A 16,794-nucleotide genomic window follows, 5' to 3' on the forward strand; every position below is an offset into this window, starting at 1 on the left:
AAGGCCGTCGTCGGCGCTTGCATGCACAAGCTGGCGATGCTGATTTACGGCGTGCTGCGCTCAGGCCAGCCGTTCAACCCTCAAATCGCGATGCCGGGGCTTGCAATTCAAGACGGTATCTGACCCCGATATCCCCTTTCCTGGCGGATGACGGCCGCATCGCCTCCCTGGCCGATGTGCAGCCGCTGGACGAAACCAGCCATTGCTCGAAAGAGCCGGTGCGCTTTGCGCTGGAGATGAACCAGGGCTGGTTTGCCAAGCGCGGGCTCAAGCCCGGCATGAAGCTGCAGGGCAAGCCCTTCGGCACTTGAAGGGCGGGCGCTAGCCGCCGGGCTGCAGGCGCAGCGGCACCCGTACGGGGCGGTGATCGGAGCCAATGTCGGGCCCGACCTCAGCGCGACCGCGCCGCCAAGGGCCGTGGGTCCACACCATGTCGATGGGGATGCCCCACCAGCCGCCGAGCATGCCCGGCCACGTCGGCCCCAGGCCACTGGCCTGCTGCCAGCCCTGCGCAGCGAGTTGGTTTGCGCCGCGCGACCAAGGGCTCGCATTGAAGTCGCCCAGCGCCAATGCAGGCCCGCCGGGCTGAAGTGAAGCCAGCATGTCGTCACGCAACGCCGCCCAGCGTGGCGCCAGCGGCGGCATGGGGTGCAGCACCCACAGCTCAATCAGGCCGTCCGGGCTGCGCAGCCGCGCCCGCAGGCGCGGGATGCCGGCCGCGTCCGCCTCCATCCGGACCGATTCGATCGGCCAGCGCGACAGCAAGGCCAAGCCGAAGGGATCCTCGCGCGGGGCCCAATGGGCATGGGGCCAGCGGGAGTCCTGCCCCCAGGCGGCGGCAAAGCGGGGCGTCACTTCCACCAGGGCCACCACCGCCACCGGGGCGGCCGAATCCACTGCGAGCCAGGCCTTGAGGGCACGCGGGTCGTGGTTGTCGAGGTTGACGTTTGCCGTCACCACCGACCAGGCGGGCGCCGCTTCAAGAGCCGGCGTGCGCGGCGGCAGTGGCAACCAGGGCAGCCCCAGCACCACCAAGCCCAGCAGGGTGCGCCCATCGGCGTGCACCAGCGCCCAAGGCAGACACAGCAAGCCGAGCAAGACCCAGCACCAAGCCCAGTGAGCCGCCAGGTCGGCCAGCCACGCCAGGGTGCCGACGCCCAGCCATCGGCTCAGCCAGGGGCTGGCAAGACCCACAAGACTCAAGCCCAGCAGGACACGGCACCGGCTGCGCCAGCGCATGAAAAAAGGGCCCGCGGCGCGGGCCCCTTCCAAGCGATGAAACAAAACGCGGAATCAGGCGAAGTTGCCCTGCGCGAATTCCCAGTTCACCAGCTTGTCCAGGAAGGTCTCGACGAACTTCTGGCGCAGGTTGCGGTAGTCGATGTAGTAGGCGTGTTCCCACACGTCGACGGTCAGCAGGGCCTTGTCGGCGGTGGTCAGCGGGGTGCCGGCGGCGCCGGTGTTGACGATGTCGACCGAGCCATCGGCCTTCTTCACCAGCCAGGTCCAGCCCGAACCGAAGTTGCCAACCGCACTCTTCACGAAGGCTTCCTTGAAGGCGGCGTAGCTGCCCCACTTGGCATTGATGGCCGCGGCCAGGGCGCCGCTGGGCTCACCACCGCCGGCCGGCTTCATGCAGTTCCAGAAGAAGGTGTGGTTCCAGATCTGCGCGGCGTTGTTGTAGATGCCGCCCGAGCTCTTCTTGACGATCTCTTCGAGCGTCATGTTCTCGAACTCGGTGCCCTTTTGCAGGTTGTTCAGGTTCACCACGTAGGCGTTGTGGTGCTTGCCGTGGTGGAACTCCAGCGTCTCGGCGCTGTAGTGGGGGGCCAGGGCGTCCTTGGCGTAGGGCAGCGGGGGCAGTTGGTGTTCCATGTTCACTCCGGCTTGTAGGGGAAAGAGGGCGGCGATTCTAGAAACCCAGCTCGGCCTGCGGGGCCTGTGGGGTCACCTGCTCCACGCGCAGGGCGGCTTCGCCATCCGCGAGGCGGGCGCGCACGGCCTGGCCGCTGTGCAGCTGGGTGGTCTGGGTGATGGGCTGGCCCTGGCCGTCGTCCAGCCAGGCAAAGCCGCGCTCCAGCACGCGCTGCGGGTTCAGGGCTTCCAGGCGGGCGGCGGCGCGCTCCAGCCGGTGATGCAGAGCGTCCAGGCGCTGGTGGCCGGCCGAGCGCAGGCGCAGGGCGCGGGCGGGCAAGACTTGGTGCGCGCCATCCAGCCGGCGCTCCAGCGCCGCACGCAGGCGGCCTTCGGCCTGATCCAGGCGGCGGCGCGGCGCCTCCAGGCGCGGCCGCGCCAGGCGCAGGGCCGCGCGGTCCAGGCGCTGGCCCAAACTGTCCAGGTGGCGCTGCACACAATCGCCCAGGCGCTGCTGCCAGCGCGCCAGTTCGCGCAACAGCTTCTCGCGCGCGGGCGCGGCCAGCTCAGCTGCAGCGGTGGGGGTTGGGGCGCGCAGGTCGGCCGCCAGGTCGCACAGGGTCACATCGGTCTCGTGGCCCACGCCGCAGACGATGGGCAGGTGGCTGGCCGCCACCGCACGCACCAGCTCGGGGTCGTTGAAGGCCCAGAGGTCTTCCATCGAACCACCGCCGCGCACCAGCAGCAGCAGGTCCACTTCCTGGCGCTGCTGCGCCAGCGCCAGCGCGCGCAGCAGCGCCGCCGGCGCCTCGGCGCCCTGCACCAGGCTGGGGTACACGATCACCTCCACCTGCGGCGAGCGCCGCGCCAGCGTGGTGCAGACGTCATGCAGCGCCGCCCCGCTGGCCGAGGTGATGACGCCGATGGCCCGCGGAAAGGCCGGCAGCTCGCGCTTGCGGGAGGGGTCGAACAGACCCTCACGCTCCAGTTGGGCCTTGAGGCGCAGGAACTGCTCGAAGAGCGCGCCGGCGCCGGCGAGTTCGAGGCTATCGGCAATGAATTGCAGCTCGCCACGCGGCTCGTACAGCGCCAAGCGACCGCGCACGCGCACGCGCTGGCCGTCCTGCGGGGCGAAGCGCAGCTGGCTGGCCGCACGCCGGAACAGGGCCACGCGCAGCAAGGCGGCCTGGCCCTCAGCGTCCTTCAGGCTGAAGTAGCAGTGGCCGGAGGCCGCACGGGTGAAGCTGGCGATCTCGCCTTCCACCGTGCAGGCACCGACGCGCTGGTTCAGGGTCTCGGCCAGAAAGGCCAGCAGCGCGGCCACGCTCCAGGCGCGGCTGTCGGGCGGGGAAAGCATGGGTGCGGCGGCGCGGAGCCGGTGGCAAGCCCTTGGCACAATCGGCGCCCATTGCGGGGCGAGGGCCTCGGGCTCTCGGAGGATGATTTTGCTGGCGATCTTACAAGCGGCGGGTTGGCCGATCTGGCCCCTGGTGGCCTGCTCCTTCGTGGCGGTGGCCCTGATCTTCGAGCGCTTCTACAGCCTGCGCGCCTCGCGCATCGTGCCCTCCGGGCTGCTGGCTGATCTGCGGCAATTCGACCCGCAGCACATGCCCAGCGCCGATGTGGTGGGCAAGCTGGCCGGCAGCTCGCTGCTCGGCCAGGTGCTGGCCAGTGGCCTGCGCGCGGTGATGGACGAGCCGCGCATCAGCGACCAGCACCTGCGCGAGCTGTTCGAGCGTGAAGGCCGCAATGCGGTGCGCCAGCTCGAGCGCTACCTCACCACCCTGGGCTCGATCGCCACCGCCGCGCCGCTGCTGGGCCTGCTGGGCACGGTGATCGGCATGATCGAGATCTTCGCCAGCCAGGCCCCCGGCACAGGCAATCCGGCCCAGTTGGCGCATGGCATCTCGATCGCGCTCTACAACACGGCCTTCGGCCTGATCGTCGCCATCCCGGCCTTGCTCTGCCACCGCCATTTCCGCGCCAAGGTCGAGGACTTCGAACTGGAGCTGGAGAACGCCAGCGAGCGCTTCTATCACCAGCTGACGCGCCACACCCATGCGGCCATTCGCGCCGCGCGGCAGCAGCAGGGCAGCGCGGGTGAGCATCCCGAGTTCAAGAACACGGAAGTGGCGGCATGAAGTTCCGCATCCGCCACCGCGAGGAGCCGGAGATCAACCTGATCCCCTTCATCGATGTGCTGCTGGTGGTGCTGATCTTCCTGATGCTGACCACCACTTTCTCGCCCCATACCGCGCTGCAGATCCGCCTGCCCCAGGCGGGCCAGGGGCCGGCCAAGGCGGCGCCCTTCGAGATCGTGGTCGCCGTCAGCCCGGACGGGCGTTACGCCGTCAACGGCGTCACCCTGGGCGCGGTGGGCGTGGAACCCCTCGTCAGCCACATTCGCAGCGAGGCCCAGGGCCACAAGGATGTGCAGGTGGTGGTGGCGGCTGACGCCCTGGCGCCGCACCAGTTGGTGATGAATGTGCTGGACGCCGCCAAGCGCGCCGGCGTGCCCAAGCTGGCCTTTGCGGCGCAGCAGGAGCAGGGCCGCTGAACACGCAGGCCTGGCTGCAGCGAGTGTGGGCCCGGCGCGGGCCGCTGGCCTGGGCGCTGCGCCCCTTGAGCGCGCTCTACCGCGCGCTGGCCGCGCGGCAGCGGCAGGCCTATGCGGCCGGCCGCAGGCCCATCGAACGCCCCGCGGTGCCCGTCGTCGTGGTCGGCAACTGGATCGTCGGCGGCGCCGGTAAGACCCCCACGCTGCTGGCCCTGCTGCAGCGCCTGCAGGCCTGGGGCTGGCGGGCCGGCGTGGTCTCGCGCGGCTACGGCCGGCGCAGCCAGGGCGTGCGTGTGGCCGGCCCTGGCAGCACGGCGGACGAGCTGGGCGACGAGCCGCTACTCATCCACCGCCGCAGCGGCGTTCCCCTGGCGGTCGGCCAGGACCGCGGCGAAGCAGCCCGCGCCCTGTTGGCCGCCCACCCCGACATCCAGATCCTGCTCAGCGACGACGGCCTGCAGCACCACCGCCTGGCGCGCGACCTCAGCATCCTGGTGTTCGACGGCCGCGGCCTGGGCAATGGCTGGCTGCTGCCGGCCGGCCCGCTGCGCCAGGATCACACGCCTCCTCCGCTGCCGGGCAGCCGCGCGGCCCAGTTGGTGCTGTACAGCGAGGGCCAGGCCAGCACTGCCCTGCCCGGTTTCGTGGCCCAGCGCCGTCTCGCTGGCGCCCTGCCCCTGGCCGACTGGTGGGGAGGCCCGCCGCAGCCCCTTGTGCCCCTGACCGAGCTGCGCGGCCGGCGCCTGCTGGCCGCAGCGGGCCTGGCACGCCCCCAGGCCTTCTTCGAGATGCTGCGCGCGGCCGGGCTGGACATCGAACCCCTGCCCCTGCCCGATCACTTCGGCTTCGAGCAACTGCCCTGGCAAGGGGACGCCGAGCTGCTGCTGACGGAAAAGGACGCCGCCAAGCTGCCGCCCGAACGCCTGGCGAGAGGCCAGCGCGCCTGGGTGCTGCCCCTAGACTTGCAGCCCGAACCCGCTTTTGATGCCGCGCTGCTGCAGCACCTGCAGCCACTGCTCGGCCCCGCCCCAAATGGACCCACGCCTGATCGAACTGCTGGTCTGCCCCCTGTGCAAGGGCCCGCTGCAACTCAGCCATGAAGGTGGGCAGACGGAACTCGTCTGCCTGGCCGACCAACTGGCCTACCCCGTGCGCGACGGCATTCCCGTCATGCTGGAAGGCGAGGCGCGCTCGCTGACCGAAGCGCCGCCGAGCGAGCGCCAGTGAGCTTCCATGTCATCGTGCCGGCGCGCCTGGCCAGCACACGCCTGCCCAACAAGCCGCTGGCCGACATCGCCGGCCTGCCCATGATCGTGCACGTTGCGCGGCGTGCCGCGCAGAGCGGTGCGGCGCAGGTCGTCGTTGCCACCGATGCCCCCGAGGTGCTGCAGGCCTGCGCGGCGCACGGCGTACGCGCCCTGCTGACGCGCGCCGACCACCCGAGCGGCTCCGACCGTCTGGCCGAAGCTTGTGAGCTGCTTGGGCTCACCGGGGATGCCTGCGTGGTCAATGTGCAGGGCGACGAGCCGCTGATCGAGCCGGCCATGATCCGCGCCTGCGCCGACACCCTGAAGCAGCGCCCCGAGTGCGCGATGGCAACGGTCGCGCATGCGATCGAAGACGCCGACGAGTTCCGCAACCCCAATGTCGTGAAGCTGGTCTGCGATGCCGCCGGCCGGGCGCTGTACTTCTCGCGCGCCCCGATCCCCTGGTGGCGCGACGGCCCGGCGCCGGCCACCCCGCACGCCGGCGCGGTGCTACGCCATGTCGGCCTGTACGCCTATCGGGCCGACTTCCTGCGGCGCTTCCCGATGCTGGAGCCCAGCCCGCTGGAGCGCATCGAATCCCTGGAGCAATTGCGCGTGCTCTGGCATGGCGAACGCATCGCCGTGCACCTCAGCCCCGAGCGCCCCGGACCGGGCGTGGACACCCCGGAAGACCTCGCCCGCGTACGAAGCCTCATGGTCAGTCCGTAAGGGGTGCGCAAGAACCCCCATGAGATACTGCCGCGCCCTCTGAGCGAGGGCCCTTCCCCGTCAAGACAGGAACCCCATGCGACTGATTCTTCTGGGCGCCCCCGGCGCCGGCAAGGGCACGCAAGCCGCCTTCATCTGCAAGCAATTCGGTATCCCGCAGATCTCCACCGGCGACATGCTGCGCGCCGCCGTCAAGGCCGGCACGCCCCTGGGTCTGGCTGCCAAGCAGGTGATGGACAGCGGTGGCCTGGTCAGCGATGAAATCATCATTGGCCTCGTGAAGGAACGCATCCAGCAGAGCGACTGCGCCAACGGCTTCCTGTTCGACGGTTTCCCCCGCACCATCCCCCAGGCCGACGCCATGAAGGCCGCCGGCGTCAAGCTCGACTACGTGCTGGAGATCGACGTACCCTTCGAGGCCATCATCGAGCGCATGAGCGGCCGCCGCGTGCATGCGCCTTCGGGCCGCACCTACCACGTCAAGTTCAACCCGCCCAAGGTGGCCGGCCAAGACGACGAGACCGGCGAAGCCCTGATCCAGCGCGACGACGACAAGGAAGAAACCGTGCGCAAGCGCCTGGACGTGTACCAGGCCCAGACGCGCCCGCTGGTCGACTACTACTCCGGCTGGGCCGCCCAGGGCGACGCCAACGCCCCCAAGTACCGCCGCATCGAAGGCGTGGGCACGGTGGACGAGATCACCGCCAAGGCACTGGCCGCCTTGCAGGGCTGACAAGCCCCTCCCGTTTTCCTAAGCTGGGTCGCCACAAGCGACCCAGTTTTCATTTATCCCCACAAAGGAGTTCCGCTCATGGACATCAAAGGAAAAGTCTTCATCGTTACCGGCGCCGCCTCGGGCCTGGGTGAGGGCACCGCGCGCATGCTGGCGCGTGAGGGCGCCAAGGTCGTGCTGGCCGATCTGCAGGTTGAACGCGGTGAGGCTGTCGCCAGGGAAATCGGCGGCGTGTTCGTCAAGTGCGATGTGAGCTCGGCGGCAGATGCCGAAGCCGTGGTCAATGCCGCCACCGCCCAAGGCAAGCTGATGGGCCTGGTGAACTGCGCCGGCATCGCACCCGCTGCGCGCACCGTGGGCAAGGAAGGCGGCCACTCGCTGGATCTGTTCTCCAAGGTCATCAATGTGAACCTGGTGGGCAGCTTCAACATGATCCGTATGGCCGCCGCGGCCATGAGCAAGAACGAGCCCGAGAGCACGGGCGAGCGCGGCGTGCTGATCAGCACCGCTTCGGTGGCCGCCTACGACGGCCAGATCGGTCAGGCTGCCTACGCCGCCTCCAAGGGCGGCATCGTCGGCATGACCCTGCCGATCGCGCGCGACCTGGCACGCAACGGCATCCGCAACATGACCATCGCCCCGGGCATCTTCGGCACCCCGATGCTGTTCGGCATGCCCAAGGAAGTGCAGGACGCGCTGGCCGCCAACGTGCCCTTCCCTTCGCGCCTGGGCACGCCCGAGGACTACGCCAAGCTGGTGCACGCCATCGCGACGAACGAGATGCTGAATGGCGAAGTGATCCGCCTGGACGGCGCGATCCGCCTGGCTCCGAAGTAAGCCACGCGAACGAAAAAAAGGGCGCCCCGCGGGGCGCCCTTTTTGTTGCGGCAGCGAGCCGTTTACTTCTTGGCCGAGCGGCTGTGGATGAGCCACAGGCGGGCGATCTCGCCCACGCCGTCCGAACCCTTGATGCCGCGCCAGGCGGCCTGGGCCTTGGCGGTGTCGCCACCCATGAAGTGAGCCAGACCCAGATAGAGCTTGGCATCGTCCTCGCGCTTCAGGTTGCCCTTGGCAATGCCTTCCTCGATCAGAGCGATGCCGCCCTTGACGTCGCCGCGCTGCGCCTGGGCCAGGCCCAGCGGGATCAGCGCATTGCCGTCGCTCTTCACTTCCTTGGCAGCCGCCACGGCCGCGGCATGCGCCTCCTTGACGGCGGCCACGCGCTTGGTCATGAAGTCCTTCAGACGCTTGTGGCGGTCGGCGTCCTTGCCCTGGCCCAGCACGCCGGCGGCGTAGCCAGCCTCCACGACCTTCATGCCCTCGTCGGCAAAGCCGGCCTGGGCGGCGGTCTGCGACATGTCCATGTAGTCAGGCTCGCCACGCATATTGCCAGTGGCCAGACGCAGGCGGAAGACATCCAGCACCAGGCGGTCGCTGAAGCCCTTCTTCTGCTGGATGCCGGAGATGGCGGCCGCCCACACTTCCTTGCTCGGGTAGTAGGTCAGCAGCTTCTCGACGCCCAGACCATAGGCGTTCTGGTCCTTGGCCTTCTCGGCTGCGCTCATCAGCAGGCCGAGCTTTTCCTTGCTGGGCGCCTGGCCGGCCTTCTCGGCCGCCGAGATTTCCGCCAGCGTGTCCTTGATGACGGCGCCCATGTCGCCCGAGAGGAACTGCGCGCGCGTCTGGATCGCCTTCATGGCGGCGCTGTTGCCGCCTTCCTTGAAGTAGCGGTTGGCCCAGTTCAGGGCCTGCGCATTGGCGTTGATGCGGCCGTAGGTGCCGGCGATCGCCTCCAGGTACTGCAGGTTCTCCGAGCCACCGAGCTTGCCGGCGGCCTTCAGGGCCTCGTAGGCACGCACCATGGTGTCGGGCTCGGAAGCGCCCTGGGCGCCGGCAAAACGCATGCGCTCGATCAGCGCGTTCTCGTCGGCCGAGCGGTTGGCCACGCCTTCAGCGTCGCGCAGCTTGGCCAGGGCTTCCTTGTACTTGCCGCCCTTGAGCAGGCCCTGCACCGCCGTCAGGTGCTTGCCCAGTTCGGCGCTGACCTTCGCCTGCGCCTGCGCGGCACCGATCAGGCTCAGACCGCCTTCCCCGCCCGCGCCCAGGCTCAGGCCCAACACCGCCACCATGCAGGCGGCCAAGGTCTTCAGCTTCATTGTTCTCACTCCAGAAATGAAAAACGCCGTCCGGCGCGAAGCACCGGACAGCGCGTGGTCAGGCGCCAACGGGCATTCCTTACAGGAACTGCTCGTTGCCCACCATGCCCAGTTTCTTCAGGCCGATGCGCTGGGCCGTGGCCATCACATGCGCCACATGGCCGTAGTCCACCAGCTTGTGCGGCTTGATGTGGATTTCCGGCTGATCCGCATCTTGCGAGGCGGTGGTCATGCGCGCATCCAGCACGGCCCTTTCGATCTGCTCGCCGTTCCAGAACAGCGTGCCGTCGAAGTCGATGAAGATCTCGACGACCTTCGGCTCAATCGGCGGCGTCGGGTTCTTGCTCGGCACCGGCATGTCGAGGTTCACGGCATGCAGCTGGATGGGGATGGTGATGATCAACATCACCAGCAGCACCAACATCACGTCGATCAGCGGCGTGGTGTTGACGTCCATCATCACTTCTGGTTCGTCGCCACCCGAGCTGCTTCCAACATTCATTCCCATAACTTCACTCCTGGCCTCAACCGCCGCGGGCCGGCGGCTCGGTGACGAAGCTCAGCTTCAGGATACCGATTTGCTGGCAGGCAAAGATGACCTTGCCGACCGCCTCGTAGCGCGTCTTTTCGTCGCCGCGGATGTGCACTTCGGGCTGAGGTTCCATCCTCGCGATGCCGCGCAGACGGTCCTTCAGATCGTCATTGCTCTTGATCAGAGCCGTGTTCCAGTACACGTCGCCGTCCTTCGTCACGGCCAGCTCGATGTTCTCGGGCTTGGTCTGACGAATGACGTTGGTTTCCTTTGGCAGGGACAAGGTCACCGATTGGGTGACCACCGGCACGGTGATCAGGAAGATGATCAGCAGGACCAACATCACGTCCACGAGGGGCGTGGTGTTGATCGCCGAGACCACTTCGTCTTCGCCGCCGGAGCTTCCGACGTTCATCCCCATGATGGGTCTCCGGTTCGGAAGCGGATCAGCGCTTCGAGATCTGACGGCTGCCCATCAGCACGCCGTGCAGATCGGCGGCGAAGGCGCGCACTTGACCCATCACGGCCTTGTTGCGGTTGACCAGCCAGTTGTAGCCCAGCACGGCCGGCACGGCCACGCCCAGACCGATGGCGGTCATGATCAGCGCGGCGCCCACGGGGCCGGCCACCTTGTCGATCGAAGCCTGGCCGGCGACACCGATGGCGGTCAGGGCTTGCAGGATGCCCCACACGGTACCGAACAGGCCGATGAAGGGGCTGGTCGAACCGACGGTGGCCAGGAAGCCCAGGCCGCCTTGCAGCTTGGCGTTCACTTCGCTCACGGCGCGGTCCACGTTCATCGTGACCCAGGTGTTGCGATCGATGTTCTCGGTCAGCGCACCTTCGTGGTGCTCACTGGCTTCCACAGCGGTCTGAGCGATGAATCGGAAGGCGCTGCCTTCGTTCAGGGTCTTGACGCCATCGGCGAGCGACGACTTCTTGAAGAAGTTGGCACGAACTTCCTTGGCCTCGGCACCAATCTTGTGGGTGTCCCACAGCTTGGTGAACATGATGAACCAGGAACCAGCCGACATGATCACCAGCAGGGCCAGCACGGCCTTGTCCACGATGTCACCGTGGGTCACCAGAGCCATCAGGCCGTAGGGGTTCTCCCCAGCTTCCTTGGCAGCAGCAGGCGCAGCGGCGGGAGCAGGCGCTTCAGCCGGAGCAGCAGTCGCGGCTTCGGTCGTGGCGGCCGGCGCCGAGGCGGCGTCTTGGGCGAAAGCGGGGGCGGCAACCAGGCTCGCAGCAACAGCGAGAGCCGCGAACAGGGCAGAGAAACGAGAAAGCATGGAGTGAACTCCTACGTACGAAATCTAGATTGCGGCGTTGTGCCTAGAGGGCGGGCGCCCAGCTTGGGCGCCCGAGACTGCAGCGGTCTGGCCGCTTATTCGATCTTGAACACGAATTCCTGTTCAAACACACCGTCCGTCGTGCACTTGTATTCGCGCACGGCGTTTTCGATGGCGGTGATCAACTGGCGTTGGGCGCGTCGGTCAGGCACGCCGCGCTTGACAGCGACCTCAACGGCGACCACCCGACCGCCCTTGACGGTGCCGAGCACCTTGTACTCCGCCACACCCTCGTAGTTGATGCCCGGCATTTCCGGCTTGACGAGCGTGGGGCACAGCATGCCGGCCGACACCTTCCCAGTCGGAACTGGTGCCGCAGGGGGCGCCTGAACCGGCGCGGGCGGGGGCGCCGGGCGCACATCAACGGCAGGGGCCGGCGTCGTGTTCTGCACCACCGGCGCATTGGGCGGCGGCGGGGCTTGAACTTGAATTTCCGGCAACGGCACGAAGGGCGGCGGAGGCGCCTTCAAATCCGGGGGCGGCGGAACAATTTTCTCGGGCTCAGGAGGGGGCGGCTTGACCTCCTCAATGACCTTGGTCTCGATCGGGCCCTTGACAGCCTCGACCACCTTGCGCGCCAAGCCCGATGCCAGCGCCCAGATCATCAGCACGTGCAGCAAGATCACGATGCCGAAGCTGGTCATGCGCGAACCGGCCTGGTTCTCCTGCGCAAAATTCATGCGCGCTCCTTCAAACCTGCAAACAGACGCCCGCAGACGCCAAAAGCCAGGCTCGGGTCCGGCTGCCGCCAGCACCCTCACCTACCGACTCAGCGCCTTTTCAAGCGCAAAGACTGCGACGAACGCAGCAAAGCCGCTGAACAACGTCGCAAAGCCGGGCATCATAGGTGACAACCCAATACAGTCTTTAAGGGTTAGCCAGAACCCATACCAAATGCACGTGCGCCACCCAGCGCCGCACCAGAAGCTTCGCAACCTACGGAGGACAGAGCAAACAGAGCGGCGCAATGTCGCCAGGAGCGAAGTTGCAACGCCGCAGGAGCCCCTGGGTTCGAATACCAGCGTAAGACCAACCCGCATCGGTTTGCGGTGACAAGTGCCCGACGAATCAGACGGCCAGCCGTCTGCAGCCTAACCCCCTACAGCAATGCCCACCCTGCTGCGCTGACTCGGCTGTGACCGGTACCCGTGACACGTCATGACCAACCAGCCGATCTCCACAACCGGTTGAACCACGGAGCAATGCTGGAGACACGGCTCCATATACTGGTCGGCTTTGCCAGTACATGATATGGAGACGCAAATGTCTGTTGTGTCGCGCGCACTCTGCGGAGTCGCATTTGGCCTCGTGGCGCTGCTAGGTGGGCACCATGCGATGGCGGCAAGCAAGCCGGCCGAAATTCCCGTAGAGGACTTCTTCAGGGTGCCTGCCATCTTGCGGCCCGCACTTTCCCCGGACGGGAAGCGCATCGCCATGCTGGTACCGACCACCGAGGGTCGCAAAGGCTTGGCCATCGCTCGCGTCGAGACGCCGAAGAAGTTCGTCGGGATCGCCCAGTTCAGTGATGCAGATGTTGGGTCTGTCCAGTGGGTCAACAACGAGCGCCTGGTCTTCTCTGCCGCGCAGATGGACGCCGCAGTCGCGGACCGCCTGGACGGCGGCCTCTATGCGATCAATGCGGATGGCACGGAGTACAAGTGGCTGATTGAGCGAGGCTACGCGACCCATACGGTAGGCGCCACTTCAGGTACCAAGCCACTGCCCAACCGGTTCCGGCTGCATTCACTAACCCGTGACGGCAGCGATGACGTTCTCGTCCAGCAGTTCTACGAGTTCTCAGGCGACCAGAATGTGGATCCGACCTCTCGCCTGGTAAGACTGAATACCAAGGACATGACCTACAAGGTCTTGCCGGCGGGCGACGTGCCGCCCTCGACCATCGAGTGGCTGGCAGACACCAAGGGGATGCCGGCCATTGCCATCAGCACCAGCCGAAAGTCCGAAATGGCAGTGAATTGGCGCAGCTGGAAGGGCGGATGGGAAGAACTGGCGCGCTTCGACATCTTTGATCGCAGCGAGAACCGCATTGACCCGGTGGCTGTCGACTATGACGGCACGCTGCTGGTACTGGCCTACTCGGGCAATGCTGAACAGACCAAGGCGCTGTATCGCTACAACCCCACCACGCGCCAGCGCGCTGCACAGCCGCTGGTCACCATCGCGGGCTTCGACTTTGATGGCGCGCCCATCTTCGATCGCGCAAGCAAGAAGCTGCTTGGCTTCCAGTTCCTGGCCGAGACCGCCGGCCAAGTCTGGCTTGACGCTGATATGAAGGCTCTGCAAGCCGCCGTCGACAAGTTGCTACCGAACACCAACAACTTGATCCAGTGCACGGTAGCCTGCACCAGTGCGGAACATCACATCGTGACCGCCGCCTCGGATCGCCAGCCCCCGACCTATTTTCTGTATGAGCGTGCCAGCAACAAGTTGACTTTCCTGGGCGCCACCTACCCTTGGCTGGACTCGCGCTTGTTGGCCACACAGGAATACCTGCGCATCAAGGCTCGTGACGGCATGGAATTGCCGCTCTACTACACGAAGCCCCAAGGCAAGGGCCCCTTCCCCACCGTGGCGCTTGTCCATGGCGGTCCGTTCGTACGCGGGCACCAATGGGGCTTCTCTCCGGAAGCGCAATTCCTGGCCTCACGCGGATACCTGGTCCTGGAAGTCGACTTCCGCGGCAGCGAGGGCTACGGCGACCGGCACCAACGTGCCGGCTGGAAGCAATGGGGCCTGGCAATGCAGGACGACGTGACTGACGCCGTACGCTGGGCGATTGGCCAAGGCTTGGCAGATGCCAAGCGCATTGCGATCGCGGGCGCCAGCTACGGCGGCTACGCCACCATGATGGGATTGGTGAAGGAGCCCGAACTCTTCAAGGCTGGCATCAACTGGGTTGGCGTGACCGACATTGAGCTGATGTACGAAGTTGGCTGGAGCGACTTCATGGGCGGCAAGTGGATGCGCTACGGCATGCCGAAGATGGTGGGCGATCCGACGGCGGATGCAGCGCAGTTGGCCAGTACCTCGCCATTGAAGCGCGCCGCCGAGATCAAGCAGCCGGTCTTGATGGCATACGGGGAGATGGACTCCCGCGTACCGCTGCCTCACGGCAAAAAGATGCTGGATGCGCTGAAGAAGGCCGGCAACCAGGACGTTGAACTTATCGTCTACGAGGGCGAAGGCCACGGCTTCGGTCTCGCCAAGAACCGCTTCGACTTCTATCGGCGCATGGAAACCTTCCTCGCCAAACATCTAAACTAAAACGCTGTTGACGACCACTGGTCGCAGATTCGGCGCCAACCCGCACCCGCGCGTTGGCGCTTTTTTCATTCCCCCTCACAGCCCCACGCCGCCCCATGAAGAACCCTATCGCATCCAGCCTTCTTCTCGCTTCGCTCCTGGTCACCCTGCCCAGCCACGCCGAGAACAAGAAGGCCGCACCTGCACCCGCACCCAAGGCCGAAAAGAAGATGACGCGCGAGGAACTGCGCGCCTGCATGACGCTGCAAGCCGATGCGAACGCGCTGCACGCGGACCTTGAAGCACGCAAGGCGACGCTCAAGACGGAGAAGGACCAAATTGCCCAGGAAGCAGAGGCCCTCAAGCCCAGCAAAGCGGCCCTGGACGAGCATGTGACCCGCCTGAAGGATTGGCAGGCCAGGATGAAAGAGATGCAGACTCAAATTGAGAGTTGGAACACCCGCCGCGCTGAACTAGAAGAACAGAAGCCGCGCAATCTCGATCGGCGTCGCCTCGAGATGAGCGACGAGCAAAAGGCCCTGAATAAGAAACAAGCTGCACTGGTGTCAGAGCGCGATGCATTGGTGAAGGCTTACGAAGATGCCGTGGCCGCTTACAACGAGCGCGCCCAAAAGCAGCAGGCAATGGCAGTCGAGTGGAACAAGCGAAACGACGCGGCCGCCAATGACGCCGATCGGCTGTTCGAGATGCGCCAGGACTATGCAGCGGACTGTGCCAAGCGCAAGTACAACGAAGAAGACGAGATCGCAATCAAGCGAGGCAAGTGATGACGGCTCCCACTGCCACGCGCGACTGGGGCGACAAGCTGATGGCCGCCCAAGTCGCACTACGACGCGGAGAGTTCAGCCGGGCCCTGCCTCTGCTTGAAAGCATCGCGGCACTAGATCCGCTGGCCTTCGAACCCCGCTACCTGCTGGCTGTTGCATTGCAGCAGGCAGGCCAGGTTGAGCGCGCCTTGATCTGGCTGCGAGAAGCAATCGCCCTTGAGCCCGCGCATGCGGAACTCAACTTGCGTCTGGCCGAATCACTTGCCCAGCGCTCGAAGTTCGACGAAGCGGCGCTGGTGCTGCAAGCGTTCTTGAAGCGAGCACCTGATCATGCGGTGGCATGGCTCACGCTCGCGCAAATTTTGGACGCAGCCGGGCAGGAGGATGCAGCAACGCGCGCTGGCTGGCAGGCCATCCGCACCGCCCAAGCCAAGGGCCAGTGGGTCAGCGCCGAAACCACGCCACCGAGTTGGCACAACCTTGTGCGCAGTTGGTTGGCGCGGGTCGATGGCGTACGTCGGCAATGGCTGATGGATGTCTTGGACTCGCAGGTACAGACCTATGGCCGCGCCGAGATGCAGCGCTTCTCCGACTGCATCCACCACTACCTGGGCGAAGCTCCGCACCTGGGGCCCAGTGATCCGCACCAACGTCCAAAGTTCTTGTACTTCCCACACCTGCCGGCAGGTCCCTATCACGATCCTGCATTGCAGCCGTGGAGCGGGCAGTTGGTCGAGGCATGGAAGGACCTGCGCGATGAAGCGCTACGCCTACGCGAGGAAGATGAGGCATCCTTTGAGGACTTCCTCGGGCTGTCCGCAGACTCGGACAAGTCCGCCTATATTGGCGGCACGGGAGAGCAACCGGCCTGGGACGCCTTCTTTTTCTATCGCCACGGTCAGCGCTTTGACGCCAATCACCAGCGCGCCCCAAGGACCAGTGCACTCCTTGATTCCATCGAGCTTTGCCGTGTACCCGGACAGGCACCAGAAATTTGCTTCTCAGTCCTCACGCCAGGCTCGCACATCCTGCCGCACTACGGAACCACGAACACGCGCTTGGTCTACCACCTGCCATTGATCGTTCCCGCAGATTGCGCGCTAAACATCATTGGGCATGGTGAGCATGCTTGGCAGGAGGGGCAGCCCATGATGTTCGACGACACATTCAGGCACGAAGCCTGGAACCGCTCGGGCCAGACGCGCATCGTGCTGCTAATGGACTGCTGGAACCCCCACCTGACAGTGCCCGAGCGCAGCGCAGTCCTCGCTTTGGTCGGGCGCATCTCGGCACTTGAGGAGCCGCCGCTCTAGGACGAACGAAGAAGTTCGAAGCGGAAGGCAGACGGAACAAGGGCGCAGCAACAAGTTCGCGCGCGGCTCGTTGGCTGAGGACGAACTCGGCGCCCTAGCTTGATCGTGAGCAACAGCGCGGATCGATCAGAGTCGCAGCATTTGCGATCCAGGGCGCGCGACCTACCCTGATCGTTCGCATGCCGGTAACGCTGGCGACAAAAAAAGGGGGCCGAAGCCCCCTCTTTCAGACAGGCAGGGACTGAAGTCCCTGCCTGGATTCGCCTCGG

General features: G+C 66.1%; 18 protein-coding genes and 1 pseudogene. 11 read left to right on the plus strand and 8 right to left on the minus strand.

Annotated features, from left to right (window positions below; all coding sequences use genetic code 11):
* Window positions 1-137 precede the first annotated feature (137 nt).
* Window positions 138-311 (plus strand): annotated as a pseudogene (locus I7X39_RS23260) (DUF192 domain-containing protein); the annotation flags it as partial.
* A gap of 10 nt (window positions 312-321) precedes the next feature.
* Here the strand turns inward: I7X39_RS23260 and I7X39_RS12390 are convergent.
* The 3 genes from I7X39_RS12390 to xseA form a co-directional block, all read right to left on the minus strand.
* On the minus strand, window positions 322-1,194 hold the full coding sequence (locus I7X39_RS12390) for an endonuclease/exonuclease/phosphatase family protein (RefSeq protein ID WP_310739922.1): 873 nt from the start codon (window positions 1,192-1,194) through the stop codon (window positions 322-324).
* Between the two features lie 99 nt (window positions 1,195-1,293).
* The gene (locus I7X39_RS12395; RefSeq protein ID WP_198111479.1) at window positions 1,294-1,875 is read right to left on the minus strand and encodes a superoxide dismutase; all 582 of its coding nucleotides are present in this window, start codon (window positions 1,873-1,875) and stop codon (window positions 1,294-1,296) included.
* A 37-nt stretch (window positions 1,876-1,912) separates the two neighbouring features.
* On the minus strand, window positions 1,913-3,211 hold the full coding sequence (gene xseA, locus I7X39_RS12400; RefSeq protein WP_198111480.1) for an exodeoxyribonuclease VII large subunit: 1,299 nt from the start codon (window positions 3,209-3,211) through the stop codon (window positions 1,913-1,915).
* 88 nt (window positions 3,212-3,299) lie between these two features.
* On the opposite strand from xseA, the gene I7X39_RS12405 reads away from it, so the two are divergent.
* The 7 genes from I7X39_RS12405 (at window position 3,300) to I7X39_RS12435 (ending at window position 7,957) form a co-directional block, all read left to right on the plus strand.
* Window positions 3,300-3,995, plus strand: a complete 696-nt coding sequence (locus I7X39_RS12405) for a MotA/TolQ/ExbB proton channel family protein (protein WP_198111481.1) — start codon at window positions 3,300-3,302, stop codon at window positions 3,993-3,995.
* Complete coding sequence (locus I7X39_RS12410) at window positions 3,992-4,411, plus strand: ExbD/TolR family protein (RefSeq protein ID WP_198111482.1); 420 nt, start codon at window positions 3,992-3,994, stop codon at window positions 4,409-4,411. The genes I7X39_RS12405 and I7X39_RS12410 overlap by 4 nt, the downstream gene beginning before the upstream one ends.
* Window positions 4,412-4,434: 23 nt before the next feature.
* Window positions 4,435-5,511 (plus strand): tetraacyldisaccharide 4'-kinase, encoded by a 1,077-nt coding sequence (lpxK, locus tag I7X39_RS12415; RefSeq protein ID WP_310739916.1) that lies wholly within the window; start codon window positions 4,435-4,437, stop codon window positions 5,509-5,511.
* On the plus strand, window positions 5,444-5,638 hold the full coding sequence (locus I7X39_RS12420) for a Trm112 family protein (RefSeq protein WP_198111483.1): 195 nt from the start codon (window positions 5,444-5,446) through the stop codon (window positions 5,636-5,638). The genes lpxK and I7X39_RS12420 overlap by 68 nt, the downstream gene beginning before the upstream one ends.
* Window positions 5,635-6,387 (plus strand): 3-deoxy-manno-octulosonate cytidylyltransferase, encoded by a 753-nt coding sequence (gene kdsB / locus I7X39_RS12425; protein WP_198111484.1) that lies wholly within the window; start codon window positions 5,635-5,637, stop codon window positions 6,385-6,387. The genes I7X39_RS12420 and kdsB overlap by 4 nt, the downstream gene beginning before the upstream one ends.
* A 76-nt stretch (window positions 6,388-6,463) precedes the next feature.
* On the plus strand, window positions 6,464-7,120 hold the full coding sequence (adk, locus tag I7X39_RS12430) for an adenylate kinase (RefSeq protein WP_198111485.1): 657 nt from the start codon (window positions 6,464-6,466) through the stop codon (window positions 7,118-7,120).
* A gap of 78 nt (window positions 7,121-7,198) precedes the next feature.
* A complete protein-coding gene (locus I7X39_RS12435) occupies window positions 7,199-7,957 on the plus strand; it encodes a 3-hydroxyacyl-CoA dehydrogenase (RefSeq protein WP_198111486.1) in 759 nt (252 codons plus the stop codon).
* 62 nt (window positions 7,958-8,019) lie between these two features.
* On the opposite strand, the gene I7X39_RS12440 is transcribed toward I7X39_RS12435, so the two are convergent.
* The 5 genes from I7X39_RS12440 to I7X39_RS12460 form a co-directional block, all read right to left on the minus strand.
* The gene (locus I7X39_RS12440) at window positions 8,020-9,276 is read right to left on the minus strand and encodes a hypothetical protein (RefSeq protein ID WP_198111487.1); all 1,257 of its coding nucleotides are present in this window, start codon (window positions 9,274-9,276) and stop codon (window positions 8,020-8,022) included.
* Between the two features lie 79 nt (window positions 9,277-9,355).
* Window positions 9,356-9,784, minus strand: a complete 429-nt coding sequence (locus tag I7X39_RS12445) for an ExbD/TolR family protein (RefSeq protein WP_198111488.1) — start codon at window positions 9,782-9,784, stop codon at window positions 9,356-9,358.
* A 16-nt stretch (window positions 9,785-9,800) separates the two neighbouring features.
* Complete coding sequence (locus I7X39_RS12450; protein ID WP_198111489.1) at window positions 9,801-10,229, minus strand: ExbD/TolR family protein; 429 nt, start codon at window positions 10,227-10,229, stop codon at window positions 9,801-9,803.
* 25 nt (window positions 10,230-10,254) lie between these two features.
* A complete protein-coding gene (locus I7X39_RS12455) occupies window positions 10,255-10,902 on the minus strand; it encodes a MotA/TolQ/ExbB proton channel family protein (protein WP_310739917.1) in 648 nt (215 codons plus the stop codon).
* Window positions 10,903-11,195: 293 nt separating this feature from the next.
* Window positions 11,196-11,840 carry an energy transducer TonB gene (locus I7X39_RS12460; protein WP_198111491.1) on the minus strand — a complete coding sequence of 215 codons (645 nt, stop codon included), beginning with the start codon at window positions 11,838-11,840 and terminating at the stop codon, window positions 11,196-11,198.
* Between the two features lie 583 nt (window positions 11,841-12,423).
* Between I7X39_RS12460 and I7X39_RS12465 the strand changes: the two genes are divergently transcribed.
* The 3 genes from I7X39_RS12465 (at window position 12,424) to I7X39_RS12475 (ending at window position 16,525) form a co-directional block, all read left to right on the plus strand.
* Window positions 12,424-14,445 carry an alpha/beta hydrolase family protein gene (locus I7X39_RS12465; protein WP_198111492.1) on the plus strand — a complete coding sequence of 674 codons (2,022 nt, stop codon included), beginning with the start codon at window positions 12,424-12,426 and terminating at the stop codon, window positions 14,443-14,445.
* Window positions 14,446-14,540: 95 nt separating this feature from the next.
* The gene (locus I7X39_RS12470) at window positions 14,541-15,212 is read left to right on the plus strand and encodes a hypothetical protein (RefSeq protein WP_198111493.1); all 672 of its coding nucleotides are present in this window, start codon (window positions 14,541-14,543) and stop codon (window positions 15,210-15,212) included.
* A complete protein-coding gene (locus I7X39_RS12475) occupies window positions 15,212-16,525 on the plus strand; it encodes an aspartyl/asparaginyl beta-hydroxylase domain-containing protein (RefSeq protein WP_198111494.1) in 1,314 nt (437 codons plus the stop codon). The genes I7X39_RS12470 and I7X39_RS12475 overlap by 1 nt, the downstream gene beginning before the upstream one ends.
* The last annotated feature ends 269 nt before the right edge of the window (window positions 16,526-16,794 follow it).

It is taken from the genome of Inhella proteolytica (assembly GCF_016093275.1).
Classification (GTDB): Bacteria; Pseudomonadota; Gammaproteobacteria; order Burkholderiales; family Burkholderiaceae_C; genus Inhella; species Inhella proteolytica.

Excerpts from the sequence above, each read along its gene's own strand:
- adk (WP_198111485.1), top strand. The coding sequence starts at position 6,464 with ATGCGACTGATTCTTCTGGGCGCCCCCGGCGCCGGCAAGGGCACGCAA.
- I7X39_RS12460 (WP_198111491.1), bottom strand. The coding sequence starts at position 11,840 with ATGAATTTTGCGCAGGAGAACCAGGCCGGTTCGCGCATGACCAGCTTC.
- I7X39_RS12395 (WP_198111479.1), bottom strand. The coding sequence starts at position 1,875 with ATGGAACACCAACTGCCCCCGCTGCCCTACGCCAAGGACGCCCTGGCC.
- I7X39_RS12435 (WP_198111486.1), top strand. The coding sequence starts at position 7,199 with ATGGACATCAAAGGAAAAGTCTTCATCGTTACCGGCGCCGCCTCGGGC.
- I7X39_RS12470 (WP_198111493.1), top strand. The coding sequence starts at position 14,541 with ATGAAGAACCCTATCGCATCCAGCCTTCTTCTCGCTTCGCTCCTGGTC.
- I7X39_RS12455 (WP_310739917.1), bottom strand. The coding sequence starts at position 10,902 with ATGGCTCTGGTGACCCACGGTGACATCGTGGACAAGGCCGTGCTGGCC.
- I7X39_RS12445 (WP_198111488.1), bottom strand. The coding sequence starts at position 9,784 with ATGGGAATGAATGTTGGAAGCAGCTCGGGTGGCGACGAACCAGAAGTG.
- I7X39_RS12450 (WP_198111489.1), bottom strand. The coding sequence starts at position 10,229 with ATGGGGATGAACGTCGGAAGCTCCGGCGGCGAAGACGAAGTGGTCTCG.
- I7X39_RS12465 (WP_198111492.1), top strand. The coding sequence starts at position 12,424 with ATGTCTGTTGTGTCGCGCGCACTCTGCGGAGTCGCATTTGGCCTCGTG.
- I7X39_RS12410 (WP_198111482.1), top strand. The coding sequence starts at position 3,992 with ATGAAGTTCCGCATCCGCCACCGCGAGGAGCCGGAGATCAACCTGATC.
- I7X39_RS12420 (WP_198111483.1), top strand. The coding sequence starts at position 5,444 with ATGGACCCACGCCTGATCGAACTGCTGGTCTGCCCCCTGTGCAAGGGC.
- I7X39_RS12475 (WP_198111494.1), top strand. The coding sequence starts at position 15,212 with ATGACGGCTCCCACTGCCACGCGCGACTGGGGCGACAAGCTGATGGCC.
- I7X39_RS12440 (WP_198111487.1), bottom strand. The coding sequence starts at position 9,276 with ATGAAGCTGAAGACCTTGGCCGCCTGCATGGTGGCGGTGTTGGGCCTG.
- xseA (WP_198111480.1), bottom strand. The coding sequence starts at position 3,211 with ATGCTTTCCCCGCCCGACAGCCGCGCCTGGAGCGTGGCCGCGCTGCTG.